Genomic DNA, 11971 nt, shown 5'->3' on the forward strand with positions numbered 1-11971 from the left:
AATAATTAACGATTATAAGTTAATAAAAATAAGTGTATCGAATACAATAAATGGTTGCGAATATAGCCGTTAATTTTTGAGCTGTTTCAATTTGCTTTTGGCTGTCCTGTAGCCTATTTCAATTAATTCTTCGGCTTTGTTGAACTCGAGGAGCTTGTATTTGCCCGTATCGGGTTCAATCAAAATATCCGGTTTGGCTATCTGCATTGTAAGTTCGCTGATCTGTACCTGAACTATTATGAACATTTGATAAAGCACTTCCCAAAATTTAGGGTCGGGAGTTTCATTGCGGTTGTTGATATAGTGGAGAGGATTTTTAATAAAGTACTGAATTTTTTCGTTGAGCGACAATTTTTTAAGTTCGCTGTCGGACATTCGTTTATTGTCGGATTCGGGTATTTGATTTATGCCGTAAGTTTCGAATCTTCGCAGATTGACGGCTATTACTGTATCGACATTATGTTTTCTAACTATATCGACGGGCGTAGGATTTACGAGTCCGCCGTCGAGTAATTTATATTTGCCGTATGTAACCGGGGAAAATATTATCGGTAGCGAAATACTTGCTCGTATTGCCGTTGTCAAATCGCCTTTGTCGAGCGCTACCATCTTTCCCGTTAAAATGTCGGTGGCAATTGCAGAAAAGGGTATTCGAAGATCATTAAAATTCTTACCGCCGAAAATCGTGCTCAGGAATTCATCCAAATAATCGGAGTTGACAAGCGAAGACAGTGAAAGGGTGGGGGTAAAAATTTTTGCCATCAGCTTCCAGTTGGTTTTTAATGCAATCTCTTCAATTTCTTTGGCGCTCAGTCCCATTGCATAAGCGCCGCCAATTAATGCTCCGATGCTGCTGCCCGATATATAATCTATTTTGATGCCGTATTCTTCGATTGCTTTGAGCACACCGATATGCGTTAGTCCTCGGGCTGCTCCAGTTCCCAGAGCAAGACCGGTTTTGTTATGTCTTTTGTCCATTTTACCCGTAATTAAAAAAGAGAAAATATAATTTACAAATTTATGACGGATTATATCGGATTTTATTATTACTTTCTGAAAAATTATGCTTTCTTTACTTGACAAAACAAAATAGATATCTTACTTTTGCTTAAAGGTTTTCGAAAACCTTTTCGTTGGTTTCTCTTACTTATTTCCTGTCCACTTTTGAAATTTAATGATGATTAAGGGGAGGGTCGTTTTGGCTGGTTTCGACATTAAAACCATCGTAGGTGAAAACTACGGCGGCGAGCAAAAAGATTTCATTGCCGCTCTGGCAGATGAAATTTCCCGCTCGATTGAAGATAAATACAGCGCCCTGTTCAAAAGTTCATATCCTCTTATCCCCGTAGGAGTATCGAACAGACATATACATCTTACCGAAAAAACCTTCAAAAAACTATTTGGGCAGGATGCAAAATTCGAAGAAATGCGCCCGCTTTACCAACCGGGAGAATTTGCTTCGAAGCATACACTGACAATCGTAGGCTCTAAATTGAGAGCAATCGAAAAAGTAAGAATTCTCGGACCCTTAAGAAAATACGACCAGGTTGAAATATCGCTTACCGATTCTATCTATCTGGGTTTGAATCCGCCGGTTACAAATTCGGGCTCGCTCGATACCGCCGCTCCTATCACCCTTGTTGGACCCAAATCCTCGGTCTTTCTCGAAAGAGGCGCAATTATTGCCAATCGACATATCCACATGACTTCCGGGGACGCGCTCGTATTGGGCGTAAAAAACGGCGATTACTGTAAAGTTAGAATAGCGGGAATCAAAAGTACGATTTTTGAAAATGTGTTGATTAGAATAAATGACAACTGGCGGCTTCAAATGCACCTCGATACAGACGACGCCAATGCGGCGTTTATAAAAGGCGAAGTTTATGCCGAGTATCTGGGAAAAATGTAAATATGAAATTCGGATTGGTCATAGGGAGCGTGGTTTCAACCAAAAAAGCGGGCAAATTGAAAGGATTGAAAATTCTGGTTGTTAATTATCTTAATGAAAATCTGGAGAGAACTTCTCACACTTCCGCCTGCGTCGATACGGTTAACGCCGGCGAGGGCGATATTGTTCTGCTCTGCTCGTCTTCTTCGGCAAGATTGACCGAACAGACAAAAGACGCGGCAACCGATAATACTATTATCGGAATTGTCGATTCGGTGTCGCACGGAAATAAAATTATTTACAAAAAAAATAGTCGATCTTGAGCGGTATTAATATTAAAAAATTAATCGAACTGATAGTTACGGAGGTTATAAACGAACTCGATAAGAGAGGATATGAAATTACATTTGTAGATAATAAGGACAATGAAAACAAAAACGATTCATACGAAATTGATATGAGAGAATTCAAAACTCCCGTGCTTACTGAAAATATGCTGACGCAAGCGGGTAATAATTTTTCCCGAATAGTCATTCCCAAGGGAACGGTTATTACTCCGGGCGCCAAGGAATTTATTAATAAAAAAAGAATAAAAATAATTTATAAACAAATCTGATAGGAGTAAAAATGGCAAAAGGAGTAGCTCTCGGTTTTATTGAAACCAGAGGTAATACGGGAGCGGTCAACGCAATCGACGCCATGCTCAAAACGGCAAATGTAGAATTTGTAAAGCGAGTAGAAATCGGCGGCGGATATGTTACCGCATTGGTAAGAGGCGAAGTAGGCGCCGTCCGTTCTTCGGTTGAAGCCGGAGCGGAAGCGGCTGCTAGAGTAGGCGAACTGGTCTGCACAAACATCATACCCTCGGCTCACGAGGAAGTATTCGAATTATTAATGTTAAACAAATAGGAGCGTAACATGCTGGAAGCATTGGGCATCATAGAAACTTTGGGTTTTACAGCCGCAATTCAAGCTGCCGATGCAGCCGTTAAATCCGCTAATATAAGATTGGCGCAATGGGTCAAAGTTGGCGGCGGAAGAGTAAGCATTATTATTAGAGGCGACGTAGCGGCGGTTAAAGCCGCCGTCGACGCGGGCGTTCAGGCCGCTTCGAATATCGGAAATGTTTTGTCGGAGGTTATTATACCTCGCCCTTCGGATAAAATTTCGGGTAAGTTTCCGATTGAACCGCTAAATTTAAAGAAACAGTAAAAAAAATTTAAACGGGGAATCAAGTGGATTTGAACGAAAATGAAATTCGAAAAATTGTTGAACGGGTAGTTGAAAAGGTAATGTCGCAAACGATTGCCGGCTCATCCGGCGCAAAAGGCGATTGGGGCGTTTTTACGGAGATGAACGACGCGGTCGAAGCGGCTCACGAAGCTTTCTTGCAATTTAAGGACAGAAGTATTCAATGCCGCAAAAAATTTATCGACGCGGTTCGAAAAATGGCTCTCGAAAATAAAGAAGAATTGGCGCAAATGACCGTTGAAGAAACAGGGATGGGTCGAGTCGACCATAAAATATCAAAATACGTCAATGCGGCAAATCATAGCCCCGGAGTGGAATATTTGCAGCCGGAAGCCTGGTCGGGCAGGAACGGATTGGCAGTCGACGAATACGCCCCGTTCGGAGTTATAGGAAACATTTCGCCGAGCACGCATCCGGGCCCGACAATAATTAACAATATTATTATTCAATTAGCCGGCGGAAATACGATTGTTTTTAACCCTCATCCTTCGGCTAAAAAGGTAAGCGCAAAAGTAATTCAGTTGGCAAATAAATATATGTACGAAGCCGGCGCTCCGAAGAATCTCGTAACCTGCGTTGCCGAACCGACGCTTGAAACTGCCAGGACTCTGTTCGGGCATGACAAGGTTGAACTATTGTCTGTAACCGGCGGTCCTCAGGTAGTTAAAATGGCTCTTGAGTATCCCAAAAAAGTTATCGCCGCCGGACCGGGCAATCCTCCCGTTCTGGTTGACGAAACAGCCGACCTTGAACTTGCAGCGCAGGAAATTACAATGAGCGCAAGTTTCGACAATAATATTCTCTGTATTGCCGAAAAGGAAATTTTCGTTGTCGACAGCGTATTCGAACGTTTTATGGCTGAAATGGAAAGAGCCGGTAATTATCGACTGTCGACCGAAGAGATGAACCGCCTGGCAGAAAAAGCGCTGGAATTGTCGGGTAAACACTGGCTGATAAAAAGAGATTTTGCCGGAAAAAGCGCTGCGGTATTGGGCAAAGCGCTCGGGCTTAATCTGCAAGGTGACGTGCCGTTATTGTTCGGCGAAGTGGAAAAGAATCATCCGTGGGTGGTTGCCGAACAGATGACCTGTTGCATACCTGTCGTACGTGTAAAAAATTTCGAAGAAGGTTTGCAGGCGGCGCTAAAAGCCGAACACGGTTTTAAACACACTGCAAGTATTTTTTCCAGAGACCTTGAACGCGTTACAATATTTACCAGAGTGTTGGACTGCGACGTGCATGTAATTAACGGCGGAACTTTAAGGGGTAACGGCGGCGATCTCGGAGAAGGATACTTTTCCCATACGATTGCTACTCCGACGGGAGAGGGAATTTGTACTCCTATTCATTTTGTAAGAAAACGACGTATTATGACTCATAAATCATTCAGATTTGTATAAAATTTTTAATTGAAGGAGAATAAAATGGCAATTAAAAACGCTATCGGTATTTTAGAGACAAAAGGATTTGCGCCTTTGGTGCTCGGCGCGGATACGGCTGTAAAAGCGGCAAACGTAGACGTCGTCGAGTGGCGGCAGGTCGGGAGCGGATATGTTTCCTTTGTAATCGAAGGAGATGTAGCCGCTGTGCGCGCCGCTATTGATGCGGCAACAGACGCCGCTTCACGAATTGGAGAGGTTATTTCTCAATTGGTTATACCGCGTCCGGTAGACGAGTTGGACGAATCATTTAATCGAAAATCTAAATGATATTTGCCAAAGTCATAGGGAGCGTGGTTTCAACTCATAAAGACCCTAAATTAACGGGTAAGAAAATGCTTCTATGTAAGGAAGTAAACCATGAGGGGAAACCGATGGGTTCATATCATGTGGCTATTGACGCCGTTCAGGCGGGAGAGGGCGATTTTGTTCTTTTAACGTACGGTTCGTCTGCCCGTATGACCGAAACCACTAAAGATTCTCCCATCGATGCGGTAATCGTTGCAATTATTGACGACGTTCAGATTACAAAAAAGATTACGGCGCAGAAATGAAATTGGGAATCGTTATCGGCAAAACCTGGGCTTCTAAAAAAGTGAAAGAATTGGAAGGCTGCCATCTATATGTAGTTCAGCCGGTTTCATCCGAATCCAATCCGGTAGGAAATCCGCTTGTGGTTGCCGACCCGAAAAACATTGCGGCAGAAGGCGATCTGGTGGTCTATGTTACGAGCACCGACGCAACCCAGGCTTTTGATTCCGGCTTTGCGCCGGTAAACGCGAGTATTGTTAAATTAGTCGACAGCGTGGCGTAATGTATCTGGCAAAAGTTACAAAAAGAGTCGTATCCGTGGTAAAGCACGAGGCTTATAACGGTAAAAAAGTTTATGTAGTAAAACCCGTTCTGCCGGACGGCAGAGCGCTGGAAACTGAACACGTCGCGCTCGACTATATCGGAGCGGGGTTGGGCGATATCGTTGTCTGCGGCGGCGCTCCCGGCGTGGCTCAATCGATTTTCGGACTCGATCTGGCGCCTATTAGAACGCTAATTATTGCCATCGTAGATAAAATTGATTATAACGAGAACGAATTATAAAAGAATTGGTTGCATTTTCCCGTAAACATATTGATATTTTTTGTACTTTCATAAAAGGAAAATAATACTAAAAATAAAGGAATAAGCCATGTATAACGAATGGGAACTGCGAAAACACATTGTGGAGGTCGGAAAAAGAATTTGGACGCGGGGATACGTAGCGGCAAACGACGGCAACATAACCGTCTTATTAAACGACGACGAGGTTTTGACAACTCCCACCGGCGTCAGTAAAGGTTTCATGACGACCGACATGATAATCAAATGCGACAGGCAGGGCAACGTAATCACGAAAAATTCAAAATACCGTCCTTCGAGCGAGTTGAAAATGCATCTTGAAGTTTATAGGGAACGTCCGGATGTAAAATCCGTAGTTCATGCGCATCCACCGTATGCTACCAGTTTTGCAGTTGCAGGCATACCGCTTGACAAATGCGTATTGCCCGAAGCAATAATTGTAATCGGAGCTGTGCCGATTGCTCCTTACGGTCTGCCTTCTACGTCCGAAATTCCCGACAATATCCGTCCCTATATAAAAAATTCGGATGCAATTCTGCTCGAAAATCACGGCGCGCTTACGCTTGGCAGCGATCTATTCAATGCTTATTACAAAATGGAAACTCTCGAACATACTGCCAGCATTGTCTGGAAAGCCATTCAATTGGGCAACCTGAATGTCTTGTCGCCCGAGGAACGCGACCGTCTGCTCGGTTTGAGGGAAAAATTCAATCTGCCCGGTAGAGTTACCGTCTGCAGTACGGACGCAAATTCTGCCGCTCAGAATAAAGATCCTCAACCTCAAAAATTAAATGAAAGTATGATACAGGATATTGTTGAACAGGTGCTGACTAACTTAAAAAGTAAACTAACAAAATAAAACGCAATGAAAATATTAATTGCTAATCCGGGAAGCACTTCATACAAGTGCAAACTATACGACGCCGGCAATATGGATATTTTATTCCAGGCGGTAGTCGAAAAGATAGGTCAAAAGGACGCTATTTTCAGATATGCTTTCAAGGAAGAAAAAGAAATAACGAATAATCTTGAAATTAAAGATTATTTGACAGCGGTCAATATGACCTTAAAAGCGCTTAACGAAAAATATTCTGCGGATGAAATTTCCGCTGTCGGTTTTAAAACCGTTCATGCAAAAGGAATTTCCGGCTGCGTGGAACTGACCGAAGAAGTCATAGCAGCCATGAAAGAGTATCGCCCTCTGGCTCCGGTTCATACCGACGTATATTTGACTGCAATATCGATTTTCAAGGATTTACTCGATACGGTTCCTCTGGTCGGATTGTTCGAAACTCACTTTCATAAAAATATTCCTCCGGAAGCCTACATGTACGGAATACCGTATGAATATTACGAAAAGCACGGTATAAGAAAATACGGATTCCACGGCGCGTCGCACCGTTATATTGCTATGCGCGCAAAAGAACTGTTCGATTGCAACAAAGTTATTTCATGCCATCTCGGCGGCAGTTCTTCTGTATGCGCTATTAAGAACGGCGTATCGGTCGATACTTCTATGGGCATGAGTCCTCAGTGCGGACTGATTAACGCCAAACGCGTTGGCGACCTAGATTCGTATGCGCTCCTTTATCTTATGCAAAAAGAAAGTCTTTCTATCGACGATGCAATCGAAATATTGATGACCAAAGGCGGGCTCTACGGCATCTCAGGCATTAAATCGGGCGACCTGAGAGATATCGAGTCGGAAATGGGGAAAGGCAATTACCGTGCGAAACTCGCTTTCGATACTTTTGTCTATAATGTAAAGAGGTATATCGGCGAGTATCTGGCAATTCTAAACGGCGCCGATTGTATTGTATTTACCGCCGGAGGAGGGCAAAACAGCGTTTTGTTGAGAAAAAAGATCGCGGAAAATATGGAAAATCTCGGCGTGATTCTCGACGACCGTAAAAACGAATCGAATCCGAAAGAAGGATTGATATCGAACGACGCCTCGCCTGTTAAACTTGCAATTATTCCTACTAACGAAGAGTTCATCGTTGCGTCCGAAGTCAAGGAATTTCTGAATAAGCATAATTCGTAAACAATAAAGTCGGTTTATTAAAAAAAATTTGATGAAGTCCAAAGAAGAATTGTTGAAAGAATTTATCGGTAAAGCGAAGGCTGCCTGCGCAAATGTTATCTCGGTTGCAGGCGACCCTTCTTCAATAAAAACGGCATTGCAAAAAATTACCGAAGGCGAAAACGAAATATTGGTTTCGAATCCCGGAATAATAGAACGGAGTTTTTTCGAACAAATATTCGACGATGCAAAATATTTAAAGAATTTCGACAAGGGGAAACTGAGAAACGCTAAAACGGGAATTACGCCAGCTGTATGCGGCATTGCTTCCGCCGGTTCCGTTATTGTTCCGATATCCGACGACCTAACGAGTTATATCTCAATGCTTGTAAGAAATCACATCGTAATCCTGGACGGAAATAAAATCGTAAGCAGACCGCGCGAACTTTTTGACGAAGAAAATATATTTCTGCAAGGAAGTTATTCGATTATAACGGGACCGAGCGCCACGGCGGACATGGGTCCGCTTGTGCGAGGCGTTCACGGTCCGGGCAAATTGCATATAATCGTAACGGAAGGATTATGAACAGTAAATCGGTTCATCCGAGAGATTTTGCGAGTAAAGCGAATAAAGTTAATTTATTTAAAGCCATCGACTACGCGCTTGCTTTCGAAACGGAATCCGTTCGGCACAACACGCAAACTTTTAATAACAACCGCTACAAAGCAATAAGTCAAATTGATGATTACGAAGAATTAAAAGATAAAGCGCGGGAAATCAAAGAAAATTCGATCAGGAATCTGCCGTTTCTGGTAGATAAACTGACCGAAACAATCGAAGCCCGGGGCGGTTCGGTTTTCTATGCAAAAGACAAAAAAGAAGCCGTAAATTTTATTAAAGAAATTTGTTTGTCCAATTCGGTTAAATTAGCCGTTAAATCGAAATCGATTACTTCCGAAGAAATTAAACTGAACGCAACTTTGGAAGCGGAAAATATCGAAGTCGTTGAAACCGACCTGGCTGAATTCATATTGCAATTGTCCAAAGAACAACCTTCGCATATAGTCGCACCGGCCATTCATCGCAGCAGGGAAAGCATCTCGAAACTCTTCAAAGAGAATATCAATACTTCAGACCCACTGGAAACCGGAGAAGAATTGACCGCCTTTGCCAGCAAAACTTTAAGAGAAAAATTTCTTGCGGCGGATGTCGGAATTACGGGGGCAAATTTGATTTCCGCCGAAGAAGGGACGATCCTTTTGGTCGAAAGCGAAGGGAACATTCGACTGACGACGCACCTGCCTGCAATCCATATCGCGATTGCGGGAATCGAAAAAATAATTCCCAACAGAAAAGATTTCGGGATTTTTATCGAATTACTGGCTGCCAGCGCTACGGGGCAGGTGTTGACTTCTTATACAAACATACTCGAACCGCCACTGAAAGCCCCGACTCTGAATCTAAACAAAAGATCGGATAAAGAAAGAAAATTCTTCCTGGTATTGATAGACGACGGACGAATGGCAATGAGAGACGATCCCGAATTGAAAGAAGCGCTCTATTGCATCAGATGCAGCGCGTGCATGAATGTATGCGCGAATTTCCAGACCGTCGGCGGTCATGCATTCGGAGGCGAATGTTATACCGGAGGTATTGGAGCCAGTTGGGCCGTCGGTACAACCGGTAAATTGGAGGAAGGACGTTTTGCGGAATTGTGCACCGGATGTTCGCGCTGCGTTCCGAATTGTCCCGTCAGGATCGATATCCCGCGCTTAAATACGGTTATAAAAAACAGACTATCGAAATTAGAATCTCCCTCAATTCAGAAAATGTTCTTCGGCTATTTCGGAGCGATGGCAAAGTTTGCCTCTAAATTTCCTTCGTCGGTAAATTTTTTAATGAAATTGAATCCAGTAAAAATTATACTGGATAATTTTTTTGGCGTCGAAAAGGAGAGGGAAATTCCCGAATTCTCGGTAGAAACTTTTGTTGAATTATATAAGAAAAGAAAAGCCCATGTTCCTCTTCGGGAGAAATCCGATAAGGAGATGCAAAAAGTAATTGTATTCGCGGACGTCTTTACTAACTATAATAATCCCGCCGTGGGTATGAACGCCGTGGAATTACTTGAGAAGTTTGGATTTGACGCTGAAGTAAGCGAAGTATATGACGACGGCAGAGCTGCTTTATCGCAGGGTATGATTCAATATGCGGAGAAAAAAGCGGCTCAAACCGCCTCTTATTTGAAAAACTTGATTGACGATGGATACGATGTTATCGTAGTGGAACCGAGCGTGCTTACAATGTTCCGAAATGATTACGGGAAACTGATTAAAGAAGACAAACTGTTTTCCGCCGTAAAAGATAGATGTTACGATTTATTCGAATATCTTAATAGGAAGATCGAAGAAGGGAAGATTGACATTAATCATATAAAAAGGAATATAAAATTCACTGACGAAAGAATTTTTTATCACGGTCATTGCCAATTGAAATCAATAGGGCTTGGAAACGAAGCGCCCGAATTATATAAACGGCTCGGGATAGACGTCGTAATCTCGACGCAGGAATGTTGCGGAATGGCGGGCAGCTTCGGTTATAAAAAGCATTACTATAAAATCAGCAAGTCGCTGGGACTCAGCTTGTTGGATCAGGTAAAAAATAAATTAGGAAGCTCTGACGGAATTGTAATTTTGGCGAGCGGAACGTCGTGCAGAGAACAATTAAAAGGATTTTCCGAAAGGAAAGAAAGAATATATCATCCTGCGGATTATTTGAATAAATTAATACTCGAAAAGGAGTAGAAGGAGCCGGTATAACAGAAAAAAGGTAATCTACTGAAAAATTAACTTGACATAAGAAAATAATCTTAATATTTTCATAGCGGCATCGAAAACGTTTAAGTAAATACAGGGTGAGCTGAATCGGCTCATTTTTAGGGTTAAATTACTTAAAGGTTTTCGAAAACCTTTTCTGATATCGGCTTTATTCTTCCTCTTCTGCATAAATCATTCAATATATGGGACTTACGTGGCGGAGCTGTGCCCGGGCATCCATAATCCTCTGCTTGAATTTTAGACGTTAAAATGGTAATATTATCCATACTAATACAACTTATGGGCAATTTCAGTGAGTTATAAAAAGAAAAAAGTCACATTAAAAGATATTGCGCTGGAACTCTCTCTTACTCCGGCAACAGTATCGAAAGCTTTGAGAGATTCGAGCGATATCTCTGTCGAAACTAAAACTTTAGTTAAAGAAAAATGCAAAGAAATGGGCTATCGCCCCAATATTCTGGCCCGCTCGCTTATTACCAACAGAAGTAAAATTCTGGGCGTTCTAATTCCCGATCTCAGAATTTCATTCTTTTCCGAAGCCGTACGGGGCATGTATGAAGAGTCGGGCAACGAGGGCTACGAATGCATTTTAATGGTTCACGACGAGGATGCCGTCAAAGAAAGAAAAAAAATCGAATTCCTTTCCGACATAGGCGTCGACGGTATTTTGTTGAACGCCGTAGGCGGCGACGAAAATCTGGAACTTTATAAAAAAATGGACGAAGAAGGTATTCGAATTGTTTGCTGGGATCGTAAAGTGCATGAACTGCCCTTTACCACAGTTAAAATAAACGATGTCGACGCCGCTTACGAACTTACCACCGATATGATAAAAGAAGGACGCAGAAACATATTGTTCCTCGGACCGAATACACTAATACCCGTTTGCGAAGACAGATTCCAGGGTTACAAAAAAGCCCTCGAGGATAACGGCATCGATTTCAATCCAGATCTCGTGCTTCAAACATTCCGAAGCGTTGAAGACAGTTATAATAAAATGACTGCTCTCCTGAATACGGGGATTAAAATCGACGGAGTGATCAGTATCGGCGGTTTGATTACTTACGGAGCGGGCAAAGCGATCTTGGATAAAAATCTTTCAATCCCGGAGGATATACTCCTGGGAGAATTCGGCGACAATACGATTGTTTCCCGATTGGGCGTCCCTTATTATTCCGTTCAGCAAAATCCGTATGTTATCGGAAAAACGGCTACCGATATTCTTATCGATATGCTCGAAAACAGAAAAAGCTATAACGATTACGAAGACGTAACTGTAGAATACAGTATCCTCAAAAGATAAGTTATAATGACAGGGCGTTATCTCTTGAGATTATTCTCTTCCCCCTTTCTCATCTCCTGCGGTTTATCAGAAGACAGATAATAGATTACAATATAAATTCATTTTGTTCTTACAGC

16 protein-coding genes are annotated in these 11971 nt (G+C 42.4%); 15 read left to right on the forward strand and 1 reads right to left on the reverse strand.

Going from position 1 to position 11971, the window contains the following annotated elements; all coding sequences use genetic code 11:
• Positions 1-69: 69 nt before the first annotated feature.
• Positions 70-978 (reverse strand): patatin-like phospholipase family protein, encoded by a 909-nt coding sequence (locus ACOYVE_RS04590; RefSeq protein ID WP_157867274.1) that lies wholly within the window; start codon positions 976-978, stop codon positions 70-72.
• A gap of 220 nt (positions 979-1198) precedes the next feature.
• Here ACOYVE_RS04590 and pduL point away from each other — a divergent pair, with 220 nt between their 5' ends.
• The 15 genes from pduL (at position 1199) to ACOYVE_RS04665 (ending at position 11855) form a co-directional block, all read left to right on the forward strand.
• The gene (gene pduL / locus ACOYVE_RS04595; RefSeq protein ID WP_014854786.1) at positions 1199-1909 is read left to right on the forward strand and encodes a phosphate propanoyltransferase; all 711 of its coding nucleotides are present in this window, start codon (positions 1199-1201) and stop codon (positions 1907-1909) included.
• Positions 1910-1911: 2 nt separating this feature from the next.
• Positions 1912-2211, forward strand: coding sequence for a EutN/CcmL family microcompartment protein (locus ACOYVE_RS04600; RefSeq protein WP_014854785.1), 300 nt, complete (start codon positions 1912-1914; stop codon positions 2209-2211).
• Positions 2208-2504 (forward strand): hypothetical protein, encoded by a 297-nt coding sequence (locus ACOYVE_RS04605; protein ID WP_014854784.1) that lies wholly within the window; start codon positions 2208-2210, stop codon positions 2502-2504. The genes ACOYVE_RS04600 and ACOYVE_RS04605 overlap by 4 nt, the downstream gene beginning before the upstream one ends.
• A gap of 11 nt (positions 2505-2515) precedes the next feature.
• On the forward strand, positions 2516-2797 hold the full coding sequence (locus ACOYVE_RS04610) for a BMC domain-containing protein (RefSeq protein ID WP_014854783.1): 282 nt from the start codon (positions 2516-2518) through the stop codon (positions 2795-2797).
• 9 nt (positions 2798-2806) lie between these two features.
• On the forward strand, positions 2807-3100 hold the full coding sequence (locus ACOYVE_RS04615; RefSeq protein ID WP_014854782.1) for a BMC domain-containing protein: 294 nt from the start codon (positions 2807-2809) through the stop codon (positions 3098-3100).
• Between the two features lie 23 nt (positions 3101-3123).
• Positions 3124-4539 carry an aldehyde dehydrogenase family protein gene (locus ACOYVE_RS04620; protein WP_014854781.1) on the forward strand — a complete coding sequence of 472 codons (1416 nt, stop codon included), beginning with the start codon at positions 3124-3126 and terminating at the stop codon, positions 4537-4539.
• A gap of 24 nt (positions 4540-4563) precedes the next feature.
• A complete protein-coding gene (locus ACOYVE_RS04625) occupies positions 4564-4848 on the forward strand; it encodes a BMC domain-containing protein (protein WP_041355655.1) in 285 nt (94 codons plus the stop codon).
• Positions 4845-5132, forward strand: coding sequence for a EutN/CcmL family microcompartment protein (locus tag ACOYVE_RS04630; protein WP_014854779.1), 288 nt, complete (start codon positions 4845-4847; stop codon positions 5130-5132). Before ACOYVE_RS04625 ends, ACOYVE_RS04630 begins: the two co-directional genes overlap by 4 nt.
• Positions 5129-5392, forward strand: coding sequence for a EutN/CcmL family microcompartment protein (locus tag ACOYVE_RS04635; RefSeq protein ID WP_041355653.1), 264 nt, complete (start codon positions 5129-5131; stop codon positions 5390-5392). Before ACOYVE_RS04630 ends, ACOYVE_RS04635 begins: the two co-directional genes overlap by 4 nt.
• Positions 5392-5673 carry a EutN/CcmL family microcompartment protein gene (locus tag ACOYVE_RS04640; RefSeq protein WP_014854777.1) on the forward strand — a complete coding sequence of 94 codons (282 nt, stop codon included), beginning with the start codon at positions 5392-5394 and terminating at the stop codon, positions 5671-5673. Before ACOYVE_RS04635 ends, ACOYVE_RS04640 begins: the two co-directional genes overlap by 1 nt.
• A gap of 88 nt (positions 5674-5761) precedes the next feature.
• Positions 5762-6550, forward strand: a complete 789-nt coding sequence (locus ACOYVE_RS04645; protein WP_014854776.1) for a class II aldolase/adducin family protein — start codon at positions 5762-5764, stop codon at positions 6548-6550.
• 6 nt (positions 6551-6556) lie between these two features.
• Positions 6557-7735 (forward strand): acetate/propionate family kinase, encoded by a 1179-nt coding sequence (locus ACOYVE_RS04650; protein WP_014854775.1) that lies wholly within the window; start codon positions 6557-6559, stop codon positions 7733-7735.
• Positions 7736-7766: 31 nt separating this feature from the next.
• The gene (locus ACOYVE_RS04655) at positions 7767-8300 is read left to right on the forward strand and encodes an LUD domain-containing protein (protein ID WP_051015841.1); all 534 of its coding nucleotides are present in this window, start codon (positions 7767-7769) and stop codon (positions 8298-8300) included.
• Positions 8297-10519 carry an LUD domain-containing protein gene (locus ACOYVE_RS04660; protein ID WP_014854773.1) on the forward strand — a complete coding sequence of 741 codons (2223 nt, stop codon included), beginning with the start codon at positions 8297-8299 and terminating at the stop codon, positions 10517-10519. Before ACOYVE_RS04655 ends, ACOYVE_RS04660 begins: the two co-directional genes overlap by 4 nt.
• A gap of 325 nt (positions 10520-10844) precedes the next feature.
• On the forward strand, positions 10845-11855 hold the full coding sequence (locus ACOYVE_RS04665; RefSeq protein WP_014854772.1) for a LacI family DNA-binding transcriptional regulator: 1011 nt from the start codon (positions 10845-10847) through the stop codon (positions 11853-11855).
• The last annotated feature ends 116 nt before the right edge of the window (positions 11856-11971 follow it).

Origin of the sequence: Melioribacter sp., from assembly GCF_049325435.1 — a bacterium.
Taxonomy (GTDB): Bacteria; Bacteroidota; Ignavibacteria; order Ignavibacteriales; family Melioribacteraceae; genus Melioribacter; species Melioribacter roseus.

Excerpts from the sequence above, each read along its gene's own strand:
- ACOYVE_RS04590 (WP_157867274.1), bottom strand. The coding sequence starts at position 978 with ATGGACAAAAGACATAACAAAACCGGTCTTGCTCTGGGAACTGGAGCA.
- ACOYVE_RS04600 (WP_014854785.1), top strand. The coding sequence starts at position 1,912 with ATGAAATTCGGATTGGTCATAGGGAGCGTGGTTTCAACCAAAAAAGCG.
- ACOYVE_RS04610 (WP_014854783.1), top strand. The coding sequence starts at position 2,516 with ATGGCAAAAGGAGTAGCTCTCGGTTTTATTGAAACCAGAGGTAATACG.
- ACOYVE_RS04615 (WP_014854782.1), top strand. The coding sequence starts at position 2,807 with ATGCTGGAAGCATTGGGCATCATAGAAACTTTGGGTTTTACAGCCGCA.
- ACOYVE_RS04625 (WP_041355655.1), top strand. The coding sequence starts at position 4,564 with ATGGCAATTAAAAACGCTATCGGTATTTTAGAGACAAAAGGATTTGCG.
- ACOYVE_RS04630 (WP_014854779.1), top strand. The coding sequence starts at position 4,845 with ATGATATTTGCCAAAGTCATAGGGAGCGTGGTTTCAACTCATAAAGAC.
- ACOYVE_RS04635 (WP_041355653.1), top strand. The coding sequence starts at position 5,129 with ATGAAATTGGGAATCGTTATCGGCAAAACCTGGGCTTCTAAAAAAGTG.
- ACOYVE_RS04640 (WP_014854777.1), top strand. The coding sequence starts at position 5,392 with ATGTATCTGGCAAAAGTTACAAAAAGAGTCGTATCCGTGGTAAAGCAC.
- ACOYVE_RS04645 (WP_014854776.1), top strand. The coding sequence starts at position 5,762 with ATGTATAACGAATGGGAACTGCGAAAACACATTGTGGAGGTCGGAAAA.
- ACOYVE_RS04650 (WP_014854775.1), top strand. The coding sequence starts at position 6,557 with ATGAAAATATTAATTGCTAATCCGGGAAGCACTTCATACAAGTGCAAA.
- ACOYVE_RS04655 (WP_051015841.1), top strand. The coding sequence starts at position 7,767 with ATGAAGTCCAAAGAAGAATTGTTGAAAGAATTTATCGGTAAAGCGAAG.
- ACOYVE_RS04660 (WP_014854773.1), top strand. The coding sequence starts at position 8,297 with ATGAACAGTAAATCGGTTCATCCGAGAGATTTTGCGAGTAAAGCGAAT.